The sequence below is a fragment of the Bradyrhizobium sp. USDA 4449 genome (assembly GCF_054056275.1).
This window is the reverse complement of the sequence record NZ_JBSRYD010000001.1, coordinates 6,008,847-6,033,252: the sequence shown is the minus strand read 5'-3', so window position 1 is coordinate 6,033,252 and position 24,406 is coordinate 6,008,847. Positions and strand designations below refer to the sequence as shown.

Genomic DNA, 24,406 nt, shown 5'->3' with positions numbered 1-24,406 from the left:
CTACAAACCAAGGTCCGCGACGACATGCGGCTTGCGAATCAAGAACGACACCAAAAAACATCGTTTCGCACTGCTCACGCTCCCGCAACAATGCGGCAAAATACGGATTGGAACTTGGGAACCGCCACGGCGGAGGGCGCAGCGGCTTCAGCCTTTGTTAACGATCCGGCCTCGCGCGACGGGTGCGGGTGGCTCCCAGCGCCGCGAGCGTCTCGATTGCGCGTGTTCCCCCGGGGGAATCCGGTGTATTGAGTTCCCGGACCAGTTTTCACCCCTTTGCCCGCACCTCATGCCGCTTTTCAACCAGTCGATCCGGCGCAAGATCGTCGGCATCGCCCTCGGGCTGATCGTCCTGATGCTCGTCACCTCGATCCTGTCGATGGTGATGTCGAGCCAGGTCGGCGTCCTCCTGGACGAACTGACCAACCGCTACATCCCGGCCTATAGCGATCTGGCACGCGCCAATATCCGCTCGCTGGAGCGCGCGCTGGCGTTGCGGCGGATGGTCATGGTGAAGATGCAGGACGCCACGGACGAGCAGGCCTACGCCGCGCGGCTGCACGAGTTCGAGGAAGCCGATCGGAAGATCGAGGAAGAGACCTCGGCCGCGCAAAAGCTGATCAACGCGATCATCGACGATACCAGGACGCCGTCCGACAATGCCGCGCTGGCGCGGATCGACACCCGCATCGAGACTGCCGTCACCGAACTGCGCCTCGGCATGAACGAGGATCACGCCAAGCTCCTCAAGCAGATTGATGCCAGGCAGATGCCGGAGGCGCGCGGTACGCTCGAGCACCTCGACGTCATCAGGGACCAGTTCAACCAGAGGATCGATGCGATCCGCGCCGACATGCTCAAGCAGGTCTTCGCGAGTACGTCGACGGTGATCGGCCATCAGCGGCAGGCGCTGATTATCTCCGGCATCGTCACCATCCTGGCGGCCGTGGTTGGATTTGTGTTCGCGCTGCTCGTCAGCAGCGGCATCACGCGTCCGGTGCGGCTGTTGCTTGCCGGGGCGCGCGAGGTCGAGGCGGGTCGCTTCGACAAGAGCATCACCGTCTCGACGCAAGACGAGATCGGCCAGCTCGCCGCCGCCTTCAATCGCATGATCGAGCAGCTGCGCCACAACGAGCGCATTCGCGAGACCTTTGGCCGCTACATCGATCCCAAGGTGGTGCAGGGCCTGATCGACAAGCCCGACGTCGCCATCGACGGTCAGCGCAGGGTGATGACCATCATGTTCTGCGACATGAGCGGCTTCACCTCGATGAGCGAAGGCATGACTCCGCGCGGCCTCGTCAAGGTGATGAACCACTATTTCACCGTGATGTCCGGCCCTATCAGGCACAACCGCGGTGTGATCGACAAATATATCGGCGACGCCATCATGTCCTATTGGGGCCCGCCCTTCATCGAGGAGGACGAGCAGGCGCTGCTCGCGGGCCTCTCCGCGATCGACATGGCCGACCAGGTGCCGGCGCTGCAGAAGCAACTCCCGGATCTGCTCGGCATCCGCACCATGCCGGTACCCTGCGACCTGCGCATCGGCATTGCCACCGGCGAGGTCCTGACCGGCAGCATCGGCTCCGAGCTGATGATGAGCTTTACGGTGATGGGCGACGCTGTGAATCTCGCCTCGCGTCTGGAGGCCGCCAACAAGGTCTACGGTACCCGAATCCTGATCTCGCAGGCCACGGCCGAGGCGATCGGATCGCGGCTCGAATTGCGCGAGATCGATCGCCTTGCCGTGGTGGGGCAGAACACGCCGCAGCCGGTGTTCGAAGTGATGGGCCGGGCGGCTGCACTTGATCAGGCACAGGAGGGCCTGCGCGCGCGCTACGCCGAGGGCCTTGCCGCCTATCGCGCGCGCCGCTTCGACGACGCACGCACCGCGTTCAACGCAGCGCTGGAGAGCATCCCCGGCGATGGCCCGTCGCGCACGATGCTCGCCCGCACCGCGCAGTTCGAGGCCAGTCCGCCTGCGGCCGATTGGGACGGCGCCTGGCGGATGGACGGCAAATAGCCGTCGCGCGTGAATAATTGATTCTATCCTATAACGATGTTCGCCGTGACGTAATTTCCGGGCTTAGGTTTGCCGTCCCTAAGGCGTCTGATGGGGATACGCCGATGACAGAACATGAGGACAGGCTGGAGCGGTTCGAGACGCTCACCGCCGAATGCGAACTGATCGCCAAGCTCGCCACCGACAGCAAAAAGCGCGAATTCTACCTGAGGCTCGGCGAGCAGTACCGCCAGCTCGCGGTAGACATGCGCCAGGCGATCGCGGCCAAGGCTGCCGCTTGAAAAGGCTGCCGCTTGAAAAGGCTGCCGCTCGAGGTGGCCCGGGGTTCCCGGCTGAGCGAGGCGCGATGCGGGGCTTCCGTCTGATCGCAAGAAGTCGCCCGGTCGCAATCCGTTCTTAATAATTGAGCTGCATCCTCGAGGGGAAGCAGGGAGCAGCGCAGTGCGGTTCCCGGCGGTGGGAATGCCTGGGGCAAGGTTGCCGCTGCAACGTTGCCGCGAACGTAGCTCGTTTGATGGTTTGCTCCCATGCGTCTGTTGGCGGTGATCTTGTTTGCGTTCCTGACGGCAGCCTGTAACCAGGAGCAGGACGTCACGGGCTCGACTGCGATTTGTCCGATGCGCAGCTACGGCTCCTACAATCCCCGCGACATGAACCAGTGCGTTGCCGCCTGCAAATCGTGCGACCACGGCAATACGGTCACGTGCACCACGGCCTGCACGCTGAGGGGCGCGCACTGAGGATGAAGGGCGGCGCGCCCAATCAACTGCGTGCCGGCTCGCGCCGCAATTCCGGGAAAATGGCCTCGTCCTGAAGAATGACATCGGCCGTTCGCTGGTAGTGCGCCGTGAGCAACTTCACCGCCTTGTCGGGATCGCCATTCAGCACCGCATCCGTGATCGCCGCATGCTCGTCAGCGACGTGGCGCGAGGGAAAGGCCTTTCGGATCGACAGCCGACGGTAGCGATAGAGCTGGTCGGCAAGCCGGCCGCAGAACGTGATCAGGGATTGCGATCCACACTGGCCGATCAAGGTGTGGTGGTAGATGCGGTGCAGCTTGGGACTCGCGCAGCCCCAGCGCCTCGACCCAGCAGCGCGTCTTGGTCAGCTCGGCAAGCTCCGCGCGGCTGACATCCTTGACGTGGAAGCCGCGCTGCTCGCGGACCTCGACCAATCCGTCGGCGGTCAGGTGTTGAGCGCCTCGCGCAGCGGCGTTTGACCGGTCTGATAGGCCTCTGTCAGAAATCGCATCTGCAGCTTGCGCGACGGGGCGAGGCGTCCGGACAGCAGGTCCTCGCGCAACCGCTCATAGACATGGCTCGCCTGCGTTGATGGCGCGGGCAAGGAGGGCGCCGCAGTCAAGTCCACCGCTCAAGTCTCCGTTGTTCGCTCAGCTTACGGCTCGGTATCACATACATCTGATCAGCATTCCAAAAATGTGTAAATTGCAAAGGATGTTTTGTGCAATTAAACGGTGAATGATCGCGTGAGGAAACCGCGATCGAGAAAGCCAGGCCCGGTCTGCCCGGGCAGTGGCCTGACGGAGGAGTTTGGAAAGGCCGCATCGATCATGCGCCCGGAGCCGCGCACCACCGCCTCCAGGTTCGTCGGCGCGGTTGCCGCCTTCGCACTCATATTCCCGGAGCGGACCATCGCGCGTTTTGCGAAGACCTCTTCGCCGGCGTCTTCAGCTACTATTCTTCCTGCCACGTCGGCCTGAACGGCCGATCCCAACGTCAAGGACACCACATGAAATTCGTAAGCTTTGAAATCGACAACGCCGCCTCGTGGGGCCTGGTGGACGGCGACAGCGTGGCCGATCTCGGCGCCGTCCTTGGGGGACGCTACCCCGACCTGAAATCGGCGATTGCGGCAGGTGGCCTGGCCGAGGCGGCCAAGTCTGCCGCAGGCGCCAAGCGCCATCCGCTGGCGAGGATTGCCTTCCTGCCTGTGATCCCGAACCCCGACAAGATCCTCTGCATCGGCTTGAACTACGAGAACCATCGCAAGGAGACCGGGCGCACGGAGGTCGAGAACCCCACCGTGTTCGGCCGCTTCGCCAACAGCCAGACCGGTCATCTCACCGACATCATCCGGCCGAAGGTCTCGGCCCAGCTCGACTTCGAAGGCGAGCTTGCGGTCGTGATCGGCAAGCCCGGCCGCTACATTTCGCGCGCAGAGGCGTGGGGCCATGTCGCCGGCTATGCCTGCTACAACGAGGGTAGCGTGCGCGACTATCAGCGCCACACCCACCAGTTCACGCCGGGCAAGAATTTTCCAGCGACCGGCGGCTTCGGCCCGTATCTCGTGACGCCCGACGAGGTCGGCGATATCGGTCCCTTGCGGCTTCAGACCCGGCTCAACGGCGAGGTGGTGCAGGACGCCACGATCGACCAGATGATCTTCGACATTCCGCGCCAGATCGAATATTGCTCGCAATTCACCCGGCTCGAGCCCGGCGACGTCATCGCAACAGGCACGCCCGGCGGCGTCGGCTCCCGGCGCACTCCGCCGATCTGGATGAAGGCCGGCGATGTCGTCGAGGTCGAGATCGACAAGGTCGGCCTGCTTCGTAACCGAATTGCCGACGAAGCCTGATGTCCCTGGAAATGACAACGGCCTACGCGCCGCTGCTGCGCAGGATTCACTGGGCAACGGCGGTGCTCTTCATCGCAGCCATGCTGATCGGCCTCTATTGCGGGCTTCAGCCGCCAGGCACGTCACCACGCCGCGAGCTGCTGGAGTTGCACAAATCGCTCGGCATGACGCTGCTGTTCCTGTCGGTGCTGCGGCTGATGGTGCGCGCGGCGACCAAGGCGCCGCCCGAGCCATCGTCGTTCGGCGCGCTGGTGCGTTTCGGAGCAAGGTTCAATCATGTCGCGCTCTATCTCATCCTGTTCGCGATGCCGCTCACAGGCTACACATTCTCTGCGGCCGGCGGCTATTCGTTGAAATACTTCTGGACGTTCAGTTGGCCGCGCCTGGTGGCTGAACGCCCTGAGATCGCCCATGCCGGGGAGGTCGCGCACGACACGCTGGCGCTGCTCGTCTATGCCGTCGTGGCCTTGCACATCGCGGCAACCGTCTGGCACGCGGTGGTGATGCGGGATGGAACGCTGGCGCGGATGTGGCCGCGACCGGGGAACAGCGAGCGCTGAGTGCGCGCGGCGGTGCCAAGACACCGGAACGATTGGCATGGGTTAGTCATTAGAAGGGGGGGTGGACACGGAGTCCTATGGAATGGGTATGCTCGATCCCGGTCGGTTTCTGGTGTCTTGCTCGCAATGCGAGGCATGGCCGATGGCGGCCAATGTGAAACGGATGAGCTGGTCGGCCCAGCCGCATGAGGTGCTTTTCGTGTGCCCACGCTGCCGACGCGAAGAGACCGCCATCATCTCCGCCTCCGGGGAGCTCACCCCAATCAAGCGCCTCGACGTTCCGCCGCGAGACGTCACCGCGGCCTGGAGCCAGGCCCAGCGACCAAGAGGGCGGGCGTAGCCCGCCGGTGTCGGGTCTAGCGCGCCCGTCTCGGCTCAAGAGGGCGAGCATGGGTTGGAACGCGACCACCCCTCGCAGCGTTTCTGCCCCACAGCAAACGCACCGAGACTGGGCGCATGATCAGCGAACATTTCGACACCCGCACACGGATCAACATGAAGCTGGCGCTGGACCGGGTTTGCCGCCATCGCCCCGCTGGCGAGGATCGTGGCTTTCGCAGGTTGGTGGCCGAAAACATTATCCGCTGTGCGCTGACGGGCCGCACCGGCATTGGTCAACTCGTGGATGCTGGCGAGCGTGCCAAGATCAAGGCGCGCGCGGAGCGGGGGCGGCCCTGATTGCGCCCTGGCGGAATTCGTCGATGCTTGTGATAGGGTTGTCGCCAGGAGATGATCCGTGGTGCGATTATCCGTGGTGCTCACGTTGCGCGCGTGAGCTTGAGTAGCGAGGTGCATTGGCGCGACGACATCGCGTCGCTGGTCTTTCCCATCACCGGTCATGGCGCGATCTGCGCCGTCGCCGGCCGTGATCCTGCTGATCCTGCCGCACCTGATCGGCGCGCCTGATCTCGCCGATATTGAAACCAACGTGCCGTCATCGCTGTCGCATCAGTTCGTCACCGCGGTGACGGTGACGAGCCTGGTGTTCTGGACGCTGCTCGGCGGTCTGACCAGCGCGGTGTTCGCCCTCTCGAGAAATAGCTATCGACCGGCCCCCACCAGCCGCTCGCGCACGGTTCGCGCGATGGCCGCCGGCGCCTCGTCGGGGATCGCGAAACACGAGCTCGCGTTGATCTCGCAGAGAACATAGGTGTCGGCGCCGTCGGCATCGCGCGGCCCGTAGAGGAAGTCGGCGTCCCAGATCACCGGCAGGGAGGCCTCGTCGATGGCCAGCAGCTTCATCATCTGCGGCGTCCATTCGTCCTCCATCAGCCGCCGCAGCGTCTGGAACGGCTGTGCGTCCGGGCCGTGCATGATGCGTGGGCCCGGCTGCGCCTCCGGCGAGTCAGGCCCTTCCGTCGGCGGCGGGATCAGCGCCTTGATCAACTGGTGGCCGAAGCCTGCGACGCCGGCTCCACTCATGTAGCAGCGGATCATGCCGTCGGGCAGGCGAGCTTGAAACGGCTGATCGATGATGCAGCCGCCCCAGCCGAAATACGGTTCGCATCGGGCGAGGAAAGCATCGAGCGGCATGTCCTGGGGCAAGCTGCCGCGCTGCGCCTGCAATACGCGAACCGTCGGAAGCGCGTTCGGCAGCGCCTCGACCTTCCAGACGCCCTGGCCGCCATTGCCGCGGTTCTGCTTGAGCACGCGCGGCCCGCCGGCCCGCAGGCGCTGTGGAAATTCGGTTTTGAAAGCCGCCACGCTCTCGTAGCGGTGGGTGTCGGCGCCCCAGCCGAGATGGCGGGTGCGGTACAGCACCTCCTTGACGCCCATCTTCAGGATGACGTCGGGATGCGCGCTTACCCACGGACCGCGCGCCGCGACGTCGCGCAGCAGGGCATCCAGATCGGCGCGCGTCTTGCCTTGATGGATCGGATCGACCCAGACCAGCACGCCGTCGACACCGAGCAGTTGATCGCGGACTGCATCGGCAAAGCTTTCGTCGTAGATCGCCGGTTGCGCCGCGATGCCGGCGGCGGCGAGAGCTTCGAAAACGCGAACGAAGCGGCTGTTGTGAACGGTGGTGTCGCGGCGCGCGTCGGCGTCGCCCCGCGAAACAATGGTTACCGAATACCGGTGAGAGGATTTTGGGTCCATGCGCAAGCTCCACGAATTGCGTGCTGCGCAGACTTGGACCGAAGTCTCACGGGGAGTCTGCCTTGTCCCCTCGGCCGCATTCTATGCGGGATCCCGAGGAAACCGCAAGACGCCAGGTCGCTCAAGCCATCAGCTCGTGCAATCCGGTCCAGCCGGTGTAGAGGCCGACGAAGACGATCAGGGCCGCCGAGACGTAGGGCGCGCGATGGGCATAGCGGCTGAAGCCGCTCCAATGGCGTTCGACATGCCGGAGGCTGAGGGCGGCCAGAACGCCTGCTGACACCATCGTGATGGCGAGCCCGATGCCGAAGGACAGCACCAGGACAAAGCCGAGGCTGAACTGTTTCAGCTGGATGCAGAGCAGCAGCACGGTGATCGCGGCGGGACAGGGGATCAGCCCGCCCGTGAGACCGAACAGGACGATCTGTGTCGTCGTGACGTTGCGCCCCGCAAAGCGCTTGCGGATGTCCGCGGCATGGGCGCGGGCATGCGCGTCGTCCTCGTCGCCGAGATTCATGTGATCGTGATCGTGCTCTTCGAACAGGCGCTCGGTGGCGTCGCCTGCAAGTGTAATGCGCGCCTTGAACGCATGCGGCTCGGGGATCTCTTCGACGCTTTGGAGGTATCCGTCGTGCGCAGCGAACGCGAATGTCTGCTCCGCGCCATCCTCGCGGATGGTGGTCACCGTGATCTCATCGGCGGAGGGAAGCGTGCCGTTCCCGCTCCTGATACGCCAGCGCGGCGGCACACCGTCTTCGAACACCTCCAGCAGGAGCGAGGCGCCCGCGAGCGAGATGGACTGCGGTTCGTCGTGATGGTGATGATGATCGTGGTCGTGGTCGGGGTTCTGCTCGCGCCAGGTGCGCCAGACCATCCAGCCGGCGATGCCGATGATGATGGCGGCGGACACCAGTTGCAGCCAGGCTTCGCTGCGTTCGCCCGATAGTTCGTGGCCGAAATACAACCCGGCGAGCGCGACCGCCCAGACGATCGCCGTATGCGAGATGGTCGCCGACAGGCCGAGCAGCACGGCCTGGAACACCGTGCCTCTCACGGCGATGATGAACGCGGCCATCATCGTCTTGGAATGGCCGGGCTCGAGACCGTGCAGCGCGCCAAGCAGGATGGCGCTGGGCACGAACAGCCAGGCATGTGCGCTGCTCTGCTGGAGCAGAGAGGACAGGTCGGTCATGGCGTTCACTTCAAATAGGTTCGAACGACGTCGATGAGGTCTGCAGCGCCCTTGGCCTTCTCCGGATCCTTCTCGTTCGCGGGATCCACGACATGATGGCGAATGTGATCTTCCAGCAGTTCGGTGGTCAGGCCACTGATCGCGCCTTTCACCGATGCCACCAGCATCAGGACGTCGGCGCAGCCGATCTCCGACTCGAGCGCGCGCTCGACGGCTTCGAGCTGGCCCTTGATGCGCCTGACGCGGCCGATGAGCTTCGACTTGTGTTTGATCGTGTGAGACATGCGGATAAGATAGGGGGGTACCCTATAGCTGTCAAACGATGGATGGGTCGTGCCGACGGAATCACGATCCGAGCGTCGTCGCCGCAACATTGCGCGCGCCACTCGTGTCATGAAATCCAAGATGGTGCGTTGTCACCCCTGCGAGGTATCTCGGTAGGACCTGCCGTGTCTTCCCGGTAACGATTGTGCTTCCCTTGCAACATTCCTGTGGGATTTAACCGACGTTACCGGTGGTTCGCATCAGCGCCGCTTTTTGGCCACACCCGAACATGAATAAAATCACTCGAATGTTTCGGGGGCTGTGCTGGTCCCTTGCAGGCGGCGAAAAAAATCCCAAGGTCGATTCAAATCGCGGCTCTGATTTTTCGGGTCTGAAAGGGTTGGGCAAGGAAACTCGTGTGATGGACGCCAAGACCAACATCAAGCAGAGGCTGCCGAGCCGTCACGTGACGGAAGGTCCTGCGCGCGCGCCCCACCGGTCCTACTTCTACGCCATGGGTCTGACCACTGAGCAGATCCACCAGCCTTTCGTCGGCGTCGCCTCGTGCTGGAATGAGGCCGCGCCCTGCAACATCTCCCTGATGCGCCAGGCGCAGGCGGTGAAGAAGGGCGTTGCCTCGGCCGGCGGCACGCCGCGGGAATTCTGCACCATCACCGTCACCGACGGCATCGCCATGGGCCATGACGGGATGCGCTCCTCGCTGCCCTCGCGCGAATGCATCGCCGACTCCGTTGAACTGACGGTTCGCGGCCACGCCTATGACGCCCTGGTTGGGCTCGCCGGCTGCGACAAGTCGCTGCCGGGCATGATGATGGCGATGGTCCGTCTCAACGTGCCTTCGATCTTCATCTACGGCGGTTCGATCCTCCCCGGCAATTTCCGCGGGCAGCAGGTCACCGTGCAGGACATGTTCGAGGCCGTCGGCAAGCACTCGGTCGGCGCCATGTCGGACGAGGATCTCGACGAGATCGAGCGCGTGGCGTGCCCCTCGGCGGGCGCCTGCGGCGCGCAGTTCACGGCCAATACGATGGCGACCGTCTCGGAGGCCATCGGCCTTGCGTTGCCTTACTCCGCTGGTGCCCCGGCACCGTATGAAATCCGCGACGCATTCTGCATGACCGCGGGCGAGAAGGTGATGGAGCTGATCGCGTCCAACCTCCGGCCGCGCGACATCGTCACGCGCAAGGCGCTGGAGAATGCGGCTGCCGTGGTTGCGGCCTCAGGCGGCTCGACCAATGCTGCGCTGCACCTGCCGGCGATCGCCCACGAAGCCGGCATTAAGTTTGACTTATTCGACGTCGCCGAAATCTTCAAAAAGACACCATATGTCGCGGATTTGAAGCCCGGCGGCCGTTATGTCGCCAAAGACATGTTTGAAGTAGGTGGCATCCCGCTTCTGATGAAGACGCTGCTCGACAACGGATTTCTCCACGGCGACTGCATTACGGTCACCGGTCGAACGATCGCCGAAAACCTCAAAAGCGTGAAGTGGAATCCGCACCAGGACGTGGTGCACCCGGCAGATAAGCCCATCACCGTCACGGGCGGTGTGGTCGGTCTGAAGGGCAATTTGGCGCCAGAAGGTGCGATCGTGAAAGTCGCGGGCATGTCCAACCTCAAGTTTACCGGTCCGGCCAGGTGCTTCGACCGGGAAGAGGACGCGTTCGAGGCAGTCCAGAACCGCACCTACCGGGAAGGCGAAGTCATCGTGATCCGCTACGAGGGCCCCAAGGGCGGCCCCGGCATGCGGGAGATGCTCCAGACCACCGCGGCGCTGACCGGGCAGGGCATGGGCGGCAAGATCGCGCTCATCACCGACGGCCGCTTCTCCGGCGCCACGCGCGGCTTCTGTATCGGCCATGTCGGGCCCGAGGCGGCGATCGGCGGCCCGATCGCATTGTTGCAGGATGGCGACATCATCGAGATCGACGCCGTTGCCGGTATCCTTAACGTAAATTTGAGCGACGCTGAGCTGGCTCAGCGCAAAACCAAATGGAGCCCCCGCGCGACTAACCATACGTCGGGCGCGCTCTGGAAATATGCCCAGCAGGTTGGACCAGCGGTCGATGGGGCAGTAACCCATCCAGGCGGCGCGCACGAGAAACAGTGCTATGCGGACATCTAGGCGTGCCATAGTTGCGTTTGTGTTGGGGGCTGTCGCGCTGGCCGCGCCGGCGCTCGCCTTTGACGGCGCGCCGGTCAATCCGAAAGATGCGACCATTCCCGTCGTGACCAGTTTGCCGGGGTCCGCAGGAACTGTGCGCAAGTCCGTGCCGCCGGTCGCGACCCCGGAGAGCTCGCTCAGCGCCCTGCAATATGCCGCCGAGGGCGGTCACCCCATTGCGCAGTGGAAGCTCGGCCGCATGTACGCCAGCGGCGACGGCGTGGCCCAGGACGATGTGCGTGCTTTCGACTATTTCACCCGGATCGCAAATGCGCATGCCGAGGACAGCCCGTCGGCGCCGCAGGCGCAGGTCGTGGCCAATGCCTTCGTCGCGCTCGGCCGCTACTATCTGAGCGGCATCCCGAACTCGAAGGTCAAGGCCGACCCGGACAGGGCGCGGGAGATGTTCTCCTATGCCGCCTCCTATTTCGGCAACGCGGATGCCCAATACGATCTCGCCCGGCTGTATCTGAAGACGCCGGACGCCTCGCGCGAGGATTTCCGCTACGGCGCGCGCTGGCTCGGCCTTGCCGCCCAGAAGGGCCAGCACGAGGCTCAGGCGCTGCTTGGACAGATGCTGTTCAACGGCGACCGCCTGCCGCGGCAGGCCGCGCGCGGCCTGATGTGGCTGACGCTCGCGCGTGACAGCGCCGGCGCCGACGAGATCTGGATCAAGGAAAACTACAACCGCGCCTTCGCCAAGGCGTCGAACGACGACCGTGCCATGTGCCTGCAAATGCTGGAGCAATGGGTGCAGGGCCGCCGCGAGTAATCCGGTGAGGCGGCCTTACGCCGCCTCCAGATCCAGATCCGCCCACACCGGCACGTGGTCCGACGGCTTCTCCCAGGCCCGCACATAGCTATCGATGCCGACATTGGCGAGCCGATCGCTGGCCTGGGGTGACAGCAAGAGATGGTCGATCCGCAGGCCATGGTTCTTCTGCCAGGCGCCGGCCTGGTAATCCCAGAAGGTGTAGAGCCCGCCCTCGTCGGTGACGGCTCTTAAGGCATCGGTCAGGCCGAGGCCGAGCAGCGACTGAAAGCTCTCCCGCGTCTCGGCCTTGAACAGGGCGTCCTCGGTCCAGGCGGCGGGATTGTGGACGTCGCGGGCGTGCGGAATGACGTTGAAGTCGCCTGCGAGGATCAGCGGCTCCTCGGTCTGAAGACGCTCCTTCGAATACTCAAGAAGCCGCGACATCCATTTGAGCTTGTAGGGATATTTCTCTGTGCCGACCGGGTTGCCGTTGGGCAGATAGAGACAGGCGATGCGCAGCACGCCGGACTTCAGCGTCACCACGCCCTCGAGGAAGCGGGCATGCGCATCCTCGTCGTCGCCCGCGAGGCCCGATGTGGTCTCGTCGAATTTGAGCTTGGAGAGCAGGGCGACGCCGTTGAACGTCTTCTGCCCATGGGTCACCACGTTGTAGCCAAGCGCCTCGATCTCGAGCCGCGGGAAGGCCTCGTCCACGCATTTGATCTCCTGCAGGCAGACGATGTCGGGCTGACACTCCCTCAGCCAGGTTAGGAGGAGATCAATCCTCTGCCGGACCGAATTCACGTTCCAGGTGGCAACTCTGATGGGCATGTCGGCGGGCTCCGGACCAAGGGGCATGGTTAGAACAAACCGCCAACGCCCCCGTCAAGGACGCCGCAAAAACTCCCACAAAATTAACCCGGCTTAAGCCGGCCGCAGCGCATTGATACCGAAAAGGTTCCTTGGAATGGGATGGCGGGACAAATCCACAGCATTGACCGAGCCGCGCGACGGCCTGATCGGCGCGTTCCTGTACTGGCTCGGCGGCTTCGAGATCGAGGACGGGCTGACCGCCGATCTCAGCGAGCGGGAGCTGCGCCGCATCCGCGCCAAGCAGATCGACGCGGTGACGCGGGCCGTCCCGGTGACGATGGCCGTCACCATGCTCAACGTCGCCATCGTGCTGATCCTGTTCTGGGGCCGCGGCTGGAACGGCTTCCTCGCGATCTGGGGCACGACGCTTGCCGTCACCGCCTCACTCGCAGTGCAGGCGTGGCGGCGCTCGCATCGGAGCCCGCCGCAGGAGGCCTCGGCGCGCGCCGCGCGGCAGACAATGCGACAGGCGTTCTTCCTTGCCGCGATCTGGGGCGCGCTGCCGCTGGCGCTGTTCAGCCTGATAGAGCCGACCAGCCAGCTCATCCTGGCCTGCCTGATGGTCGGCATGATGTCCGGCGGCGCCTTCACGCTATCGACCTTCCCCCGCGCCGGCCTCGTCTATCTCGCCACCATGACGATCGCCTGCGCCGGTTCGCTGCTGCTCTGCGGCACCGGGCCGTATCTGCTGACGGCAGTGTTCCTGCTGATGTTCGCGTTCTTCATGGCGCGCAACATCGTCTCGCACGGCAATCTGTTCCTCGGTAATCTCAAGGCCCAGCTCGAGCTCGAGCGGCAGACCGAGATCATCTCGCTGCTGCTGAAGGATTTTCAGGAGAACGCCAGCGATTGGCTGTGGCAGACCGATGCCGAAGGGCATCTGACCGACGTGCCGCAACGGTTCGCCGACGTCGCGCAACTGCCGCTTCCGCTGCTGAAGGGATCCCACTTCGCCGACGTGCTCGACATGCTCTGCCCCGAGGACAAGGCGGCCGCCTCTAACGTTGTCGGCCTGATGGAGCACGCCGAGCCGCTGCACGAGATGAACCTCAAGGTCGTCGCCGGCGGCGAAGCGCGGCTGTGGTCGCTGACCGCGAAGCCCGCCCATGACCGCGACGGGCAGTTTTTGGGCTATCGCGGCTTCGGCCGCGACGTCACCGAGCGCTGGCGCGCGGAAAAGGCCGAGGCCGAGAGCCGGGCGAAATCAGATTTCCTCGCCGTGATGAGCCACGAGATCCGAACGCCCATGAACGGCGTGCTTGGTCTCGCCAGCATGCTGCTGGAAACCAACCTCGATCCCGAGCAGCGCGAGGCCGTGACCACGATCCGCGAATCCGGCGACAACCTCCAGCGCATCCTCAACGACATCCTCGATCTCTCCAAGCTCGAGGCCGGCCGTTTCCAGTTCGAGGCGATCGACTTCGCGCCGCAGACGCTTGTGGAGACGATCGCGAATGTCGCGCGCGCCAGCGCAAAGAGCAAAGGTCTCAGCGTCAAGGTCGAGCTCGATCCAAACCTGCCGCCGACATTGCGTGGCGACGTCGCGCGCATCCGCCAGGTGCTGCTCAATCTCGCTTCCAATGCGGTGAAATTCACCGACGCGGGCGAGGTGACGATCAAGGCGACGTGCCAGGCGCGGCGCGACCTCCTCGCGACAGTCGAATGGATCGTGACCGACAGCGGCATCGGCATCGCGCCCGGCAAGCTGGGGCAGCTGTTCAGCGACTTCGCCCAGGCCGATGCCTCGATCAGCCGCCGCTTCGGCGGCACCGGTCTCGGCCTTGCGATCTCAAGGCGCATCATCGAGCAGATGGGTGGCACCATCGGCGTCACCTCGACGCCGGGCGAGGGTTCGGCCTTCCGCTTCACGCTCGTGCTGCCCTGGAGCCAGGCGCAGATATCGGATCAGGATCCAGGTCGCGAGGAAGCCGACGATCTCAAGGCCCGCATCGCAAGCCTCGACCGGCCGCTGAAGGTGCTGGTCGCCGAGGACGATGGCGTCAACCGCATGGTCGTGAGCAAGATGCTCGGTGCCTTCGACGTCGAGTTGCGTGTCGTGACCGACGGCGTCGAAGCCGTGGTGGCCGTGTCCGAAGGCGATTACGACATCGTGCTGATGGACGTGCGCATGCCCGAGATGGACGGCCTTGCCGCAACGCGCGCGATCCGCGCCGAGGGCGGACGTTTCGGAGCTCTGCCGATCATCGCGCTGACCGCCAACGCCTTCCCTGAAGACGTCAGGATCTGCCGCGAGGCCGGCATGTCGGATTTTCTGGCAAAACCGCTTCGGAAGCCGGCGCTGGCCGCGGCACTGCTGCGCGCGTTGGACGGTCACGTGATGACGAAAGACGCGCCGCTCCAGCCGGAGCTGATGCCTGATGAGGTCGAGTGGACGGATGAGGAAAGGCAGATGACGGGGGTCTAAGCCGGCGCGGTCACAGTTTTCCATAAACTCGCCCGGCGACCGCCCTCAGGTGCTCGACCGAGCCGGACTCCGGGTGCGGCTTGACCGGCGCGAACAGGATCGACGCCTGCCTGCCGTTCTTCCAGACGAAGATGTTGACGGCGTTGCCGTTGCCCTTGGTGCAGGAATGCTCGCCGAACGCTTCGCGGCTGAGCTCGGGGATCGTCACGTGCTGGCACGGGCCTGCGCGTTTCATCATGCTCACGGCGGTGTCGTGCGACATCGTGATCACCGCAACGGCCATGGTGTTGGCCTCGCGATCGAACATCATGCAGCTGCCGGCGCCGGTGCGCTGGACCTGCAGCGAGCTCTGGTCGAGAAAGCCGTCGGCATGGCGCCACTGTCGATCACGGAAGGCCGGCACTGTTGCTTCGCCGTGAAGCTACGACAGCTTATGCCGAAAGCACGATAGATTTGCCATCGCTGGGCGGCGCGAAGGTGCGCCCTCCGGCGCTTGATTGCCCGGTCCGACACGGGGACGCGACCACCGGTCGATCGTGGGCATGAGACCCCTGGCCGTCGCTCGACTTTATCCGCGCCGCCCCGGCGCATAGTCGAGCGGCAGCACCGTCGTCGCCTTGATCTCCTGCATGACGAATGACGACGACACGTCCGCGAGCGTGATCCTCCCGATCAGGCGCTGGTAAAGGCGGTCATAGGCGGCAACATCGGGGATGACGGCCTGCAGCAGATAATCGACATCGCCGGTCATGCGGTAGACGCCGATGATCTCGGGAATGTCGCGCACGGCGTTCGAAAACTGCGCGAGCCAGCTCGCGCTGTGCTCGGTGGTGCGCAGCGCGATGAACGCGGTCAGGCCGACGTTGATGCGGCTTGCATCGAGCAGCGTCACGCGCCCCTTGATGATGCCGTCATCCTCCAGCCGCTTGATGCGGCGCCAGCAGGCGTTGCGGGAAAGTCCCGCGCGCTCGCTGAGCTCGTCCAGCGACAAGGCAGCGTCATGCTGGATCAGGTTGAGGAGTTTGCGATCTATTTCATCCATTATCCCAACAATAAACGAAATTATCGTCCATATTCAACAGGTATGGCGCTAAACGTGTGATGTTTGGGACATTTTCTTGGTTCGAATCCACTAGGTCTTGCAGGCGAACCGCGCACCCTGGAGCCCCGCATGCAAACCACCCTGCACCGGCTGTTTCTGTCCCATCCTGAGAGCGTCGACGAATCCTACGGCGAACACTTCCTGTTCGCGCTCGGTTTCGCGGCGCGCCTGTTCGGGGCTGCGTTGGCGGCACTGGTGCATGCCGTGATTCCCTGCCTGTTCGAGACCACGGCCAGCCGCATGATCCGGCAGATGCACGAGCGCATCACCCGTCGCGGCCACGCGCTGCAGCCCGCCGAGTAGCCAGCGCCGCGATCGAGGGGCAGGGGAGCCATATGTGTCGATGGTTGGCCTATCTGGGCGCGCCTGTCTTCCTCGAGGACTTCATCGCAAAACCCTGCCAGAGCCTGATCGCGCAAAGCCGGCATTGCCGCGAAGCCAAGTCGGAGGTCAACGCTGACGGTTTCGGGGTCGGCTGGTACGGCGAACGCGAGCGGCCCGGCCTGTTTCGCGACGTGCGGCCCGCCTGGAGCGACGAGAACCTGCTGTCGATCGCGCACCAGATCCGCTCCTCGCTGTTTCTCGCGCATGTGCGTGCTGCGACCGGCACTGCGACCATCCGCAACAATTGTCATCCTTTCGCGGTGGATCGTTATCTTTCATGCACAATGGCCAGATCGGCGGCTGGCAACGCCTACGCCGCGCCCTGGAGGCGCATATCCCTGACGACCACTACGCCAGTCGCCACGGCACGACCGACAGCGAAGTGATCTTCCTTCTCCTGCTGGCGTTCGGGTTTGCATCCGATGTCGAGGGCGCGTTCGCTGCGGTTATCGACCTGATCGAGCAGCAGATGGCCTCGAGCGCGGTCAATGAACCGCTGCGGCTCACCGCGGCGATGTCCGACGGCGAGAAGCTCTACGCGATCCGCTACGCCAGCGATTTGCGCCCGCCGACGCTCTACGTCAACACGCGTGGGTCCGGACGCGATGCGCTCATCGTGTCCGAGCCGATCGACGACGCGAATACCGGCTGGGACTCTGTTCCGCCGCAGAGCTTCCTGCGCATCGATTCCGCCGGCATAGCCGTGAGCCCGTTTCGCCGGTCGTGAGAGATTGCGGGGACGGAATTCCCCTTATTTTTATAGCCTCGGGAAAGCAAGCGTTAAGCACACGCTCTAGTTATCGATCAGCTCCGAAAACGACCCGACATCCTGTCGCGGGGGCGACCAGACCTTGTCGCTGATCCTCTCCAAGGCGATGCTGTTGGCTCAGGATGATCGTATCGAAGATCCCAGCATTCTCTCCCAACTTGCTGTGTGAGCGTACAGGCCCGCATCCTCGATTGCATGACGTGGCTGGAGATTAGTTTGAGCCTCATGAGGCCGAGCGATTTTTCCAAGCCATAAAGTCTCACTTGGAGTCCGAAACAAAGAGGCCGTGTGATATTGTACGCTCGACAACAGGGGGAAAGGCGCGATGAACGGGAGTAGGGCAGGCGAGCATGAAGGGGTGTCAGGGGAAGCTGTTGAAAGAAAGCTCAGATCAGAAAGGATACTTCAAGCCGAGGGCGTACCTTTCTTCGCCATGTTGCCCGTTATTGAGAGCACCGCCGAGGCGCTGAAACGGTCTAAGGAGGAAGTCGCGCTGCGCACTCTTTGTCTCCTTTTCGTTGCTGCAAAGGGCGAAGGACTTGATGAAGAATTAGCTGAACGACTTCTGGAATCATACGAGCTCCGGCCACATCTCACCCCCAAGGAACTGGCCTTCGCACTCGACAATTCCCCTTCGCAGCACGACCGGATTCAATTCACGTGGCGGCACGAAGCCGCGTGGACTCTGCTTTGGGCGTTGGGCTTCGTGGCCAGACTCGGCAGGCCAGCCCAGATTTGCGATGTGGAATTCGCGGCAAAGACAATGGCCGAGAGGACAACCTCTGAGTTCATTGAAGACTCCGAACTTCGTCCGATCGCGGACATTCTTGATCAGGCCGATCTCATCTACCGGTACCACTGGGCTGTTAGAAACGCTCGTATTAAAGGACAGGCGGTACCAGCAGCTCTCGATCCTGGCGTGACGGCAGAAAGACACCACGCCTTGAACTGGCTGATCGGATACAACGAACAAGCGTGGGATCACGTCACGACCGATACCTGATGCTCGCCTGCGGAAGGGTCCGCTTCCCGTGTTGTGGAGACTGCGCACAAAGCGCCTGCTAAAGGCAGCAAGCGCGCTGCGGTTCTTGCTAAGATAGCCCCTCCCGACGCAGCCGGATCCACTTCGAATGAACATCGACGCGCTCGCCCGAGAGATTAGCGCCGGCAAACCCGTCCGGTCGCTCCAGATGTCCGACGATCACTGGCCCGAGATCGATTGCAGCGGCATCTCATTTGCCGACTGCGTGTTCGAGCGGGTTCAATTCTCCAATGTCGTCTTTGAGGACGCGCGCTTTTCCAATTGCAGGTTCGTGTCGTGTCGCTTCTCGCACGGAGAGCTTTCAGGTACCCATTTCGAGAGCTGCAGCTTTGCCGGAGGTGATGGCAACCTCTGCAGCTTTGCCTTTAGCGATCTGCAACGGGCCACGTTCAAGGCGTGCGATTTGTCCCTGGCTTGCTTCGATCGAACCGAGCTTTTCGCAATCGAGATGCGCGATTGCAATCTCACGGGGGCGAAGTTCACGAAGGTCGACTTCAGTCGTGCTCTGAGCCGCAAGCAGATCGAGACGCGGGCGCGCTTTCTTGCCTGCAGGATGGACCTGGCCGAGCTCTTCGAGGTGAAACTCCCGGGTTGCAGCCTTGCCGGCAGCCGGCTCCGTGAAGCCGACTTGTCCGGCACCGACCCGATGGATGCGGACCTGACGGACTGCGATCTGTTCCAGGCCATCCTCGATGGCGTAAAGCTCGCCGGTGCTGACCTCACCGGTGCCGAGGTGAGCGGATTGAACCTGACGACGCTCGCCGACTTCGCTGGCCTGAAGATCAGCGACGATCAGATGTTTCGCCTGCTCGACGCCATGGGCGTATCGGTGCGCACGCGGGGGCGATGACACCGGCCACGGGCGGGGACCTCGCGATGATCACACCTTACCCCTGTTTTGCCCGACGCCGCAAGCAATTTTCGCAAAAGCCGAAACGACGAGTACCGACGTCCCGGCTACTGTGCATGGGGTTGTTTTGCAGATTTGCGTTGGGGACTAGATCGAGAAGCTGGTGCCGCAGCCGCAAGACGCCGTCGCGTTGGGATTGTTGACGCGGAACGAGGCGCCGATCAGGTCGTCGACGAAATCGACCTGCGATCCCGCCAGGAACGGCTGCGAGGCGGAATCGACCAGCACCACCGCGTTGTCCTGCTCGATGACGAGATCGTCGTCGGTGCGGTCGCGGTCGATGTCGAACTTGTACTGGAAGCCGGAGCAGCCGCCGCCTTCGACCGAGATACGCAGCATCGCGCCTGTGCCTTCGCCCTTGAGGATTTCCCCAATCCGGCGTGCGGCGCGGTCACTGATGGTCACGGCAGTCGTCATGTCTCATCTCCGGTCGTCCGCGTCATAGCCAATTCATTTGGTATCCCGCGTCGGGCATAGTTAAGTGCAAGGATACGCAGAATCAAATGGATAGGGACTAAATTCGTCGTGTCCGTCGGAATGGCAGCCCCCCGCGCGCCCTATGCCTGCGACCCCGATCGCAGCCGCGGCCGGCTGGTCGCGGAGCCGCCGAGCCGGACCCGGAGCCCGTTCCGGCGGGATTGCGACCGGGTGATCCATTCCACCGCGTTCCGTCGCCTGAAGTACAAGACCCAGGTGTTCGTGTTCCACGAGGGGGACCATTACCGGACACGGCTGACCCATTCGCTGGAGGTGGCGCAGATCGCCCGGGCGCTGGCCCGGCAGCTTGGGCTGGACGAGGACCTCACCGAAACCCTGGCGCTGGCCCATGATCTCGGTCATCCCCCGTTCGGCCATGCCGGTGAACGGGCGCTGGACGCCTGCCTGAGGGATTTCGGCGGCTTCGACCACAACGCCCAGGCGCTCCGCGTCGTCGGGGCGCTGGAGCATCGCTATCCTGAATTCGACGGGCTGAACCTGACCTGGGAATCGCTCGAAGGCATCGTCAAGCACAATGGCCCCCTGACCGATCGCAGCGGCGCGCCAACTGGCCGTTATCGCGAGCACGGCGTTCCCGTCGGCATCGCCGACTACATCAAGACATACGACCTCGAGCTCTGGAGCTTCGCCTCGCTGGAGGCGCAGGTCGCGGCGATCGCCGACGACATCGCCTATGACGCCCACGATATCGACGATGGCCTGCGTGCAGGCCTGTTCCACCTCGATGACCTCAAGGTGATGCCGCTGACGGCGGAGATCATCGCCGAGACCTCAGCACATTACCCTGATCTCGAAGACGTCAGGCGCGGGGCCGAGCTGGTCCGTGAGCTGATCTCGCATCTGATCGGCGCGGTGTTCACAGAGGCGCAGAAGAACATTGCCGCCGTCAGGCCGCAATCGGCCCAGGACGTGCGCCAGCAGAATAGGGCGCTGATCGCGTTTCCGCCTGAAGTCGCCGAGGAGGAGGCCGCCATCAAGGGCTTCCTCTATGGACACATGTACCGGCACACCAGGGTCATGCGGGTGATGGCCGAGGCGGAGCAGATCGTGTTCGACCTGTTCGCGAAATACCTGACATCGCCGGCCGAGCTGCCGCCGGAATGGCTGGTCGGGGCGGAGGCCGACAATGAGGGCGAGCGGGCCCGCCGGATCGGCAATTTCATTGCCGGAATGACCGACCGTTTCGCCCTGACCGAGCATCAGCGGCTCTTTGACTCGACCCCGGATTTGCGTTAGGCGGCGGCCATGCCCGAGACATCCTCAAGCCCGCATCTGTTCGCCGACGTGCTCGCCCGCGTGCACGCCGCCTGCCGCGCACTCGCGATGGAAGCCAACTGGCCCGAGGGCATCGATTTCTCCCGCGTGGTGGTCGAGCCGCCGCGCGATGCCTCCCATGGCGACATGGCGACGAACGCCGCCATGGTGCTTGCGAAAGAGGCCAAGGCAAAGCCCCGCGACCTCGCCGAGCGGATTGCCGAGCGGCTCCGCTCTGATGCGCTGATCGCCAAGGTCGATGTCGCCGGTCCCGGCTTCATCAATCTGACGCTGCAGCCCACCGCCTGGGCCGAGGCGCTGCGGACGGTGCTGCGCGAGGGCGCCGATTACGGCCGTGTCCGCGGCGGCTCGAAGGTCAACGTCGAATACGTCTCGGCCAACCCGACCGGACCGATGCATGTCGGCCATTGTCGCGGCGCCGTGTTCGGCGATGCGCTGGCGAGCCTGCTCCAGTTCGGCGGCCACGACGTCACCCGCGAATATTACATCAACGATGCCGGCGCCCAGGTCGACGTTCTCGCACGCTCCGCCTTCCTCAGGTACCGCGAGGCGCTCGGCGAGGACATCGGCGCGATTCCGGAAGGCCTCTATCCCGGCGACTATCTGAAGCCGGTCGGGCAGGCGCTCGCCAAGGAGCACGGTGATAGGCTCATCACCATGAGTGAGGCGCAGTGGCTGCCGACGGTGCGCGCCAAGGCGATCGCGATGATGATGGACGAGATCAAGGACGATCTCGCCGCCCTCAACATCCGGCACGATGTGTTCTTCTCGGAGCGCTCGCTGATCGAGACCGGCAACAACAAGGTCGCCGAGACCATCGAGTTCCTGAAAGCCAAGGGCGATATCTATGAAGGCCGCCTGCCGCCCCCGAAGGGTGCGCCAGTCGAGGACTGGGAAGACCGCGAGCAATTGCTGTTCAAGGCGACCGCTTACGGCGACGACGTTGATCGTCCGCTGATCAAGTCCGACAATTCCTACACCTACTTCGCCTCCGACATCGCCTACCACAAGAACAAGTTCGACCGTGGTTTTGCGGAGATGATCGACGTCTGGGGTGCTGACCACGGCGGCTACATCAAACGCATGCAGGCGGCGGTGAAGGCGATGACCTCGGGCAAAGGCTCGCTCGACGTCAAGATCGTCCAGCTCGTGAAGCTGCTGCGCAACGGCGAGCCGGTGAAAATGTCGAAGCGGAGCGGGGACTTCGTCACCTTGCGTGAGGTGGTGGATGAAGTCGGCCAGGACGCCGTCCGCTTCATGATGCTCTACCGGAAAAACGACGCGGTGCTTGATTTCGACCTCGCCAAGGTCATGGAACAGTCGCGCGACAATCCAGTGTTCTACGTCCAGTACGGCCACGCCCGTGGCCACTCGATCTTCCGCAACGCGCGGGCTGAGGTGTTCCCGGACCTGCCCGAGGATCCCGAGACGCGGATCGCGTGGCTCGGTGAGTCGGCCCTGGAACGGCTGTCGGACCCCATCGAACTTGATCTTCTCAAGCGCCTCGCAATTTATCCGAGGATGCTGGAAGCTGCAGCCGGCGCCCACGAGCCGCACCGTATCGCCTTTTATCTCTATGACTTAGCGAGTGAATTTCACGCACTTTGGACGAAGGGGCGCGATTTGCCCTATTTACGCTTCATTATCAATAATGATGCAGTTCTAACAAAGGCGCGACTGGCCATGGTCCAGGGCGTCGTCTCTGTCCTGGCATCGGGCCTCGCCATCCTCGGCGTCCATGCTCCGGACGAGATGCGGTAGTTTGGGGCGAACTACTTAACGGGAATTTCGGGGGGTTCCGGCAGAAGCCGGATCGCTTGGACTTGTTTGAAAGCCTTGTGGGTCGAAAGCCGCGCCTTGGTCGAGGGGTGCGCGGCTTTCCCGAAGGGACGCATCATCACGATGGCCGATCGATATCACGACAGACCGCTTCCTTCCGATGACTATGGTCGCGGAGCCGACCAGCATGGGAGGGCGGATAATGATCCCTTGGCCGAGCTTGCCCGCCTGATCGGACAGACCGATCCGTTCGCAGCCCAGGGCCGCCCGGCTGCAGCGGCAGCACCGGCGCAGGCCTATCAGCACGACGATTATTCGCACGACGATGATCAGCCCGACTACGCTGAGCAGGCCGCGCCGCCTCAGCCGGGGCCGCCCTCATGGATGCGGCGTGCCAACGTGCAGCCGCAGCCCGCGCCCGAGCCTGACCATCCCGTCGCGGTGAATCCGGTTCATCCGCTGCATCGCTATGCGGCTCAGCCGGCTTCGCCCGAGCCGCAATATCGCCAGCCGCAGGCGTATCAGGACCACGCTTATCAGGATCAAGGCTATCGTCAGGAGCCGGCCCAGGCTTACGAGGCCCCGGAGCAGCCGGATCCGGCGCGTTACGATGATGCGCTTTATGGCCGGCTTGAGTCAGGCGAGCAGGATTTCCAGCGTGAGCCGGCCTATCCGGACGATCCTTACGCGTTCCAGAGCGACTATGCCGAAGCCGATGTCGACGAGCCCAGGAAATCGCGCGGCGGCATGATGACCGTTGCTGCGATCCTTGCTCTCGCTGTGGTCGGAACCGGTGCGGCCTTCGCCTACAAGACCTATATCGGCTCGCCCCGTAGCGGCGAGCCGCCCATCATCAAGGCCGACAATACGCCGACCAAGATCATACCGGCGCCGTCGGACTCCTCCGCGAAGGTGCCGGATCGCATGGTGACAGGTGACGGTGGCGAGAAGATCGTGCCGCGCGAGGAGGCGCCGGTCGATGTCAACGCCAAGGCTGCCGGTCCCCGCGTGGTATTTCCGGCGCTGAACCAGAATGCAAACCCGCCGCCGGTGGCGAGCGTGTCGCCATCCAATGTTCCGGCGCCGGGCGCCGGTCCGGTTCCGAGTAACGGCACGATGCCGAACAATGCGCCGCGCACAATCAAGACGGTGGCGGTGAGGGGCGACCAGACCGACAGCGCCGCGCCGCAAGCCGCAGCTCCGCCCGCGGCCAAGCCGGCGGCGGCGCCGAAACCGGCCGCTGCGCCGCGTATGCCGCCGACCTCTGCCAACGCCAGCGTCAACCAGCCGCTCTCGCTGGCACCACAAGCTACGCCGTCCGAGCCGCCGCAGCGCATGGCTGCGACCGCCCCGACGCAGATTGCGCCTGCGGCCAGTGGCGGCGGCTATGTCGTGCAGGTGTCCTCGCAGCAGAGTGAGGATAGTGCGGCTGCGTCCTACCGGGTGCTCCAGAGCAAATATGGCAGCGTGCTCGGCGGCCGTTCGCCGGTCATCAAGCGGGTCGACCTGACTGACAAGGGCAAGGGCATCGTCTACCGCGCCTTCGCCGGGCCGTACGGGTCGGCCGAGGAGGCGGTGCAGGCCTGCAACAATCTGAAGTCTGCTGGCCTGCCGTCCTGCTTCGTCCAGAGGAATTAGCGGCCGTTTCCTTGACCCCCTCTTGGGGCAGG

At 63.8% G+C, this 24,406-nt stretch carries 26 protein-coding genes and 2 pseudogenes; 19 read left to right on the top strand and 9 right to left on the bottom strand.

All coding sequences use genetic code 11. The features are described 5' to 3' along the window. Positions 1 to 289 precede the first annotated feature (289 nt). The 3 genes from ACVIIW_RS28215 (at position 290) to ACVIIW_RS28205 (ending at position 2,766) form a co-directional block, all read left to right on the top strand. Positions 290 to 2,026, top strand: coding sequence for an adenylate/guanylate cyclase domain-containing protein (locus ACVIIW_RS28215; RefSeq protein WP_456703718.1), 1,737 nt, complete (start codon positions 290 to 292; stop codon positions 2,024 to 2,026). 104 nt (positions 2,027 to 2,130) lie between these two features. Beyond that, on the top strand, positions 2,131 to 2,307 hold the full coding sequence (locus ACVIIW_RS28210) for a hypothetical protein (RefSeq protein ID WP_456703717.1): 177 nt from the start codon (positions 2,131 to 2,133) through the stop codon (positions 2,305 to 2,307). A 246-nt stretch (positions 2,308 to 2,553) separates the two neighbouring features. Further along, positions 2,554 to 2,766, top strand: a complete 213-nt coding sequence (locus ACVIIW_RS28205) for a hypothetical protein (protein ID WP_456703716.1) — start codon at positions 2,554 to 2,556, stop codon at positions 2,764 to 2,766. A gap of 22 nt (positions 2,767 to 2,788) precedes the next feature. On the opposite strand, the pseudogene ACVIIW_RS28200 reads toward ACVIIW_RS28205, so the two are convergent. Continuing rightward, positions 2,789 to 3,394: pseudogene (locus ACVIIW_RS28200) on the bottom strand (GntR family transcriptional regulator). Positions 3,395 to 3,493: 99 nt separating this feature from the next. Next, positions 3,494 to 3,772: a hypothetical protein gene (locus tag ACVIIW_RS28195; protein WP_456703715.1), complete on the bottom strand. Its 279-nt coding sequence runs from the start codon at positions 3,770 to 3,772 to the stop codon at positions 3,494 to 3,496. Between the two features lie 3 nt (positions 3,773 to 3,775). On the opposite strand from ACVIIW_RS28195, the gene ACVIIW_RS28190 reads away from it, so the two are divergent. The 5 genes from ACVIIW_RS28190 (at position 3,776) to ACVIIW_RS28170 (ending at position 6,334) form a co-directional block, all read left to right on the top strand. Further along, positions 3,776 to 4,624, top strand: a complete 849-nt coding sequence (locus ACVIIW_RS28190; protein WP_456703714.1) for a fumarylacetoacetate hydrolase family protein — start codon at positions 3,776 to 3,778, stop codon at positions 4,622 to 4,624. Beyond that, on the top strand, positions 4,624 to 5,184 hold the full coding sequence (locus tag ACVIIW_RS28185; RefSeq protein ID WP_456703713.1) for a cytochrome b: 561 nt from the start codon (positions 4,624 to 4,626) through the stop codon (positions 5,182 to 5,184). The genes ACVIIW_RS28190 and ACVIIW_RS28185 overlap by 1 nt, the downstream gene beginning before the upstream one ends. Before the next feature lie 456 nt (positions 5,185 to 5,640). Further along, the gene (locus ACVIIW_RS28180; RefSeq protein WP_456703712.1) at positions 5,641 to 5,862 is read left to right on the top strand and encodes a hypothetical protein; all 222 of its coding nucleotides are present in this window, start codon (positions 5,641 to 5,643) and stop codon (positions 5,860 to 5,862) included. A 93-nt stretch (positions 5,863 to 5,955) separates the two neighbouring features. Then, the gene (locus ACVIIW_RS28175; RefSeq protein WP_456705367.1) at positions 5,956 to 6,090 is read left to right on the top strand and encodes a hypothetical protein; all 135 of its coding nucleotides are present in this window, start codon (positions 5,956 to 5,958) and stop codon (positions 6,088 to 6,090) included. Continuing rightward, positions 6,050 to 6,334 carry a CbtA family protein gene (locus ACVIIW_RS28170; RefSeq protein WP_456705293.1) on the top strand — a complete coding sequence of 95 codons (285 nt, stop codon included), beginning with the start codon at positions 6,050 to 6,052 and terminating at the stop codon, positions 6,332 to 6,334. Before ACVIIW_RS28175 ends, ACVIIW_RS28170 begins: the two co-directional genes overlap by 41 nt. On the opposite strand, the gene ACVIIW_RS28165 is transcribed toward ACVIIW_RS28170, so the two are convergent. From ACVIIW_RS28165 to ACVIIW_RS28155, 3 genes are all read right to left on the bottom strand, one after another. Next, positions 6,226 to 7,284, bottom strand: a complete 1,059-nt coding sequence (locus ACVIIW_RS28165; RefSeq protein ID WP_456703711.1) for a Cj0069 family protein — start codon at positions 7,282 to 7,284, stop codon at positions 6,226 to 6,228. The genes ACVIIW_RS28170 and ACVIIW_RS28165 overlap by 109 nt on opposite strands. Before the next feature lie 121 nt (positions 7,285 to 7,405). Further along, positions 7,406 to 8,476: a nickel/cobalt efflux transporter gene (locus ACVIIW_RS28160; protein WP_456703710.1), complete on the bottom strand. Its 1,071-nt coding sequence runs from the start codon at positions 8,474 to 8,476 to the stop codon at positions 7,406 to 7,408. Positions 8,477 to 8,481: 5 nt separating this feature from the next. Then, entirely contained in the window at positions 8,482 to 8,760 is a 279-nt protein-coding gene (locus ACVIIW_RS28155) for a metal/formaldehyde-sensitive transcriptional repressor (protein WP_456703709.1), read from the bottom strand. 401 nt (positions 8,761 to 9,161) lie between these two features. Here ACVIIW_RS28155 and ilvD point away from each other — a divergent pair, with 401 nt between their 5' ends. Both ilvD and ACVIIW_RS28145 read left to right on the top strand, forming a co-directional pair. After that, positions 9,162 to 10,886, top strand: coding sequence for a dihydroxy-acid dehydratase (gene ilvD / locus ACVIIW_RS28150; RefSeq protein WP_456703708.1), 1,725 nt, complete (start codon positions 9,162 to 9,164; stop codon positions 10,884 to 10,886). Further along, complete coding sequence (locus tag ACVIIW_RS28145) at positions 10,873 to 11,697, top strand: tetratricopeptide repeat protein (protein WP_456703707.1); 825 nt, start codon at positions 10,873 to 10,875, stop codon at positions 11,695 to 11,697. The genes ilvD and ACVIIW_RS28145 overlap by 14 nt, the downstream gene beginning before the upstream one ends. Before the next feature lie 15 nt (positions 11,698 to 11,712). Here the strand turns inward: ACVIIW_RS28145 and xth are convergent, their stop codons facing one another. Beyond that, entirely contained in the window at positions 11,713 to 12,510 is a 798-nt protein-coding gene (gene xth, locus ACVIIW_RS28140) for an exodeoxyribonuclease III (RefSeq protein WP_456703706.1), read from the bottom strand. 136 nt (positions 12,511 to 12,646) lie between these two features. Here xth and ACVIIW_RS28135 point away from each other — a divergent pair, with 136 nt between their 5' ends. Beyond that, on the top strand, positions 12,647 to 14,977 hold the full coding sequence (locus tag ACVIIW_RS28135; RefSeq protein WP_456703705.1) for an ATP-binding protein: 2,331 nt from the start codon (positions 12,647 to 12,649) through the stop codon (positions 14,975 to 14,977). A 10-nt stretch (positions 14,978 to 14,987) separates the two neighbouring features. Here the strand turns inward: ACVIIW_RS28135 and ACVIIW_RS28130 are convergent, their stop codons facing one another. Together ACVIIW_RS28130 and ACVIIW_RS28125 are read right to left on the bottom strand one after the other, a co-directional pair. Next, complete coding sequence (locus ACVIIW_RS28130; RefSeq protein WP_456703704.1) at positions 14,988 to 15,380, bottom strand: hypothetical protein; 393 nt, start codon at positions 15,378 to 15,380, stop codon at positions 14,988 to 14,990. A 165-nt stretch (positions 15,381 to 15,545) separates the two neighbouring features. Continuing rightward, positions 15,546 to 16,019 carry an Lrp/AsnC family transcriptional regulator gene (locus ACVIIW_RS28125; protein ID WP_456703703.1) on the bottom strand — a complete coding sequence of 158 codons (474 nt, stop codon included), beginning with the start codon at positions 16,017 to 16,019 and terminating at the stop codon, positions 15,546 to 15,548. Between the two features lie 129 nt (positions 16,020 to 16,148). Between ACVIIW_RS28125 and ACVIIW_RS28120 the strand changes: the two genes are divergently transcribed. The 5 genes and pseudogenes from ACVIIW_RS28120 (at position 16,149) to ACVIIW_RS28100 (ending at position 19,124) form a co-directional block, all read left to right on the top strand. Beyond that, positions 16,149 to 16,382: a DUF6356 family protein gene (locus ACVIIW_RS28120; RefSeq protein WP_456703702.1), complete on the top strand. Its 234-nt coding sequence runs from the start codon at positions 16,149 to 16,151 to the stop codon at positions 16,380 to 16,382. Between the two features lie 32 nt (positions 16,383 to 16,414). After that, positions 16,415 to 17,190 (top strand): annotated as a pseudogene (locus tag ACVIIW_RS28115) (class II glutamine amidotransferase). A 124-nt stretch (positions 17,191 to 17,314) separates the two neighbouring features. Further along, entirely contained in the window at positions 17,315 to 17,401 is an 87-nt protein-coding gene (locus ACVIIW_RS28110) for a DUF7737 domain-containing protein (protein ID WP_456705292.1), read from the top strand. A 156-nt stretch (positions 17,402 to 17,557) separates the two neighbouring features. Further along, positions 17,558 to 18,235 (top strand): DUF4272 domain-containing protein, encoded by a 678-nt coding sequence (locus ACVIIW_RS28105; RefSeq protein WP_456703701.1) that lies wholly within the window; start codon positions 17,558 to 17,560, stop codon positions 18,233 to 18,235. A 127-nt stretch (positions 18,236 to 18,362) separates the two neighbouring features. Beyond that, positions 18,363 to 19,124 carry a pentapeptide repeat-containing protein gene (locus tag ACVIIW_RS28100; RefSeq protein WP_456703700.1) on the top strand — a complete coding sequence of 254 codons (762 nt, stop codon included), beginning with the start codon at positions 18,363 to 18,365 and terminating at the stop codon, positions 19,122 to 19,124. A gap of 147 nt (positions 19,125 to 19,271) precedes the next feature. On the opposite strand, the gene erpA is transcribed toward ACVIIW_RS28100, so the two are convergent. Next, entirely contained in the window at positions 19,272 to 19,601 is a 330-nt protein-coding gene (erpA, locus tag ACVIIW_RS28095; protein WP_027559340.1) for an iron-sulfur cluster insertion protein ErpA, read from the bottom strand. 120 nt (positions 19,602 to 19,721) lie between these two features. Between erpA and ACVIIW_RS28090 the strand changes: the two genes are divergently transcribed. The 3 genes from ACVIIW_RS28090 to ACVIIW_RS28080 all read left to right on the top strand — a co-directional run bounded on the left by ACVIIW_RS28090 (position 19,722) and on the right by ACVIIW_RS28080 (position 24,374). Further along, the gene (locus tag ACVIIW_RS28090) at positions 19,722 to 20,918 is read left to right on the top strand and encodes a deoxyguanosinetriphosphate triphosphohydrolase (RefSeq protein ID WP_456703699.1); all 1,197 of its coding nucleotides are present in this window, start codon (positions 19,722 to 19,724) and stop codon (positions 20,916 to 20,918) included. A gap of 9 nt (positions 20,919 to 20,927) precedes the next feature. Further along, positions 20,928 to 22,718 carry an arginine--tRNA ligase gene (argS, locus tag ACVIIW_RS28085; RefSeq protein ID WP_456703698.1) on the top strand — a complete coding sequence of 597 codons (1,791 nt, stop codon included), beginning with the start codon at positions 20,928 to 20,930 and terminating at the stop codon, positions 22,716 to 22,718. A 141-nt stretch (positions 22,719 to 22,859) separates the two neighbouring features. Beyond that, a complete protein-coding gene (locus ACVIIW_RS28080) occupies positions 22,860 to 24,374 on the top strand; it encodes an SPOR domain-containing protein (RefSeq protein WP_456703697.1) in 1,515 nt (504 codons plus the stop codon). The last annotated feature ends 32 nt before the right edge of the window (positions 24,375 to 24,406 follow it).

Coding starts and splice junctions, on each gene's coding strand:
- ACVIIW_RS28215 (WP_456703718.1), top strand. CDS start 290: ATGCCGCTTTTCAACCAGTCGATCCGGCGCAAGATCGTCGGCATCGCC.
- ACVIIW_RS28210 (WP_456703717.1), top strand. CDS start 2,131: ATGACAGAACATGAGGACAGGCTGGAGCGGTTCGAGACGCTCACCGCC.
- ACVIIW_RS28205 (WP_456703716.1), top strand. CDS start 2,554: ATGCGTCTGTTGGCGGTGATCTTGTTTGCGTTCCTGACGGCAGCCTGT.
- ACVIIW_RS28190 (WP_456703714.1), top strand. CDS start 3,776: ATGAAATTCGTAAGCTTTGAAATCGACAACGCCGCCTCGTGGGGCCTG.
- ACVIIW_RS28185 (WP_456703713.1), top strand. CDS start 4,624: ATGTCCCTGGAAATGACAACGGCCTACGCGCCGCTGCTGCGCAGGATT.
- ACVIIW_RS28180 (WP_456703712.1), top strand. CDS start 5,641: ATGATCAGCGAACATTTCGACACCCGCACACGGATCAACATGAAGCTG.
- ACVIIW_RS28165 (WP_456703711.1), bottom strand. CDS start 7,284: ATGGACCCAAAATCCTCTCACCGGTATTCGGTAACCATTGTTTCGCGG.
- ACVIIW_RS28160 (WP_456703710.1), bottom strand. CDS start 8,476: ATGACCGACCTGTCCTCTCTGCTCCAGCAGAGCAGCGCACATGCCTGG.
- ACVIIW_RS28155 (WP_456703709.1), bottom strand. CDS start 8,760: ATGTCTCACACGATCAAACACAAGTCGAAGCTCATCGGCCGCGTCAGG.
- ilvD (WP_456703708.1), top strand. CDS start 9,162: ATGGACGCCAAGACCAACATCAAGCAGAGGCTGCCGAGCCGTCACGTG.
- ACVIIW_RS28145 (WP_456703707.1), top strand. CDS start 10,873: ATGCGGACATCTAGGCGTGCCATAGTTGCGTTTGTGTTGGGGGCTGTC.
- xth (WP_456703706.1), bottom strand. CDS start 12,510: ATGCCCATCAGAGTTGCCACCTGGAACGTGAATTCGGTCCGGCAGAGG.
- ACVIIW_RS28135 (WP_456703705.1), top strand. CDS start 12,647: ATGGGATGGCGGGACAAATCCACAGCATTGACCGAGCCGCGCGACGGC.
- ACVIIW_RS28125 (WP_456703703.1), bottom strand. CDS start 16,019: ATGGATGAAATAGATCGCAAACTCCTCAACCTGATCCAGCATGACGCT.
- ACVIIW_RS28120 (WP_456703702.1), top strand. CDS start 16,149: ATGCAAACCACCCTGCACCGGCTGTTTCTGTCCCATCCTGAGAGCGTC.
- ACVIIW_RS28105 (WP_456703701.1), top strand. CDS start 17,558: ATGAACGGGAGTAGGGCAGGCGAGCATGAAGGGGTGTCAGGGGAAGCT.
- ACVIIW_RS28100 (WP_456703700.1), top strand. CDS start 18,363: ATGAACATCGACGCGCTCGCCCGAGAGATTAGCGCCGGCAAACCCGTC.
- erpA (WP_027559340.1), bottom strand. CDS start 19,601: ATGACGACTGCCGTGACCATCAGTGACCGCGCCGCACGCCGGATTGGG.
- ACVIIW_RS28090 (WP_456703699.1), top strand. CDS start 19,722: ATGGCAGCCCCCCGCGCGCCCTATGCCTGCGACCCCGATCGCAGCCGC.
- argS (WP_456703698.1), top strand. CDS start 20,928: ATGCCCGAGACATCCTCAAGCCCGCATCTGTTCGCCGACGTGCTCGCC.
- ACVIIW_RS28080 (WP_456703697.1), top strand. CDS start 22,860: ATGGCCGATCGATATCACGACAGACCGCTTCCTTCCGATGACTATGGT.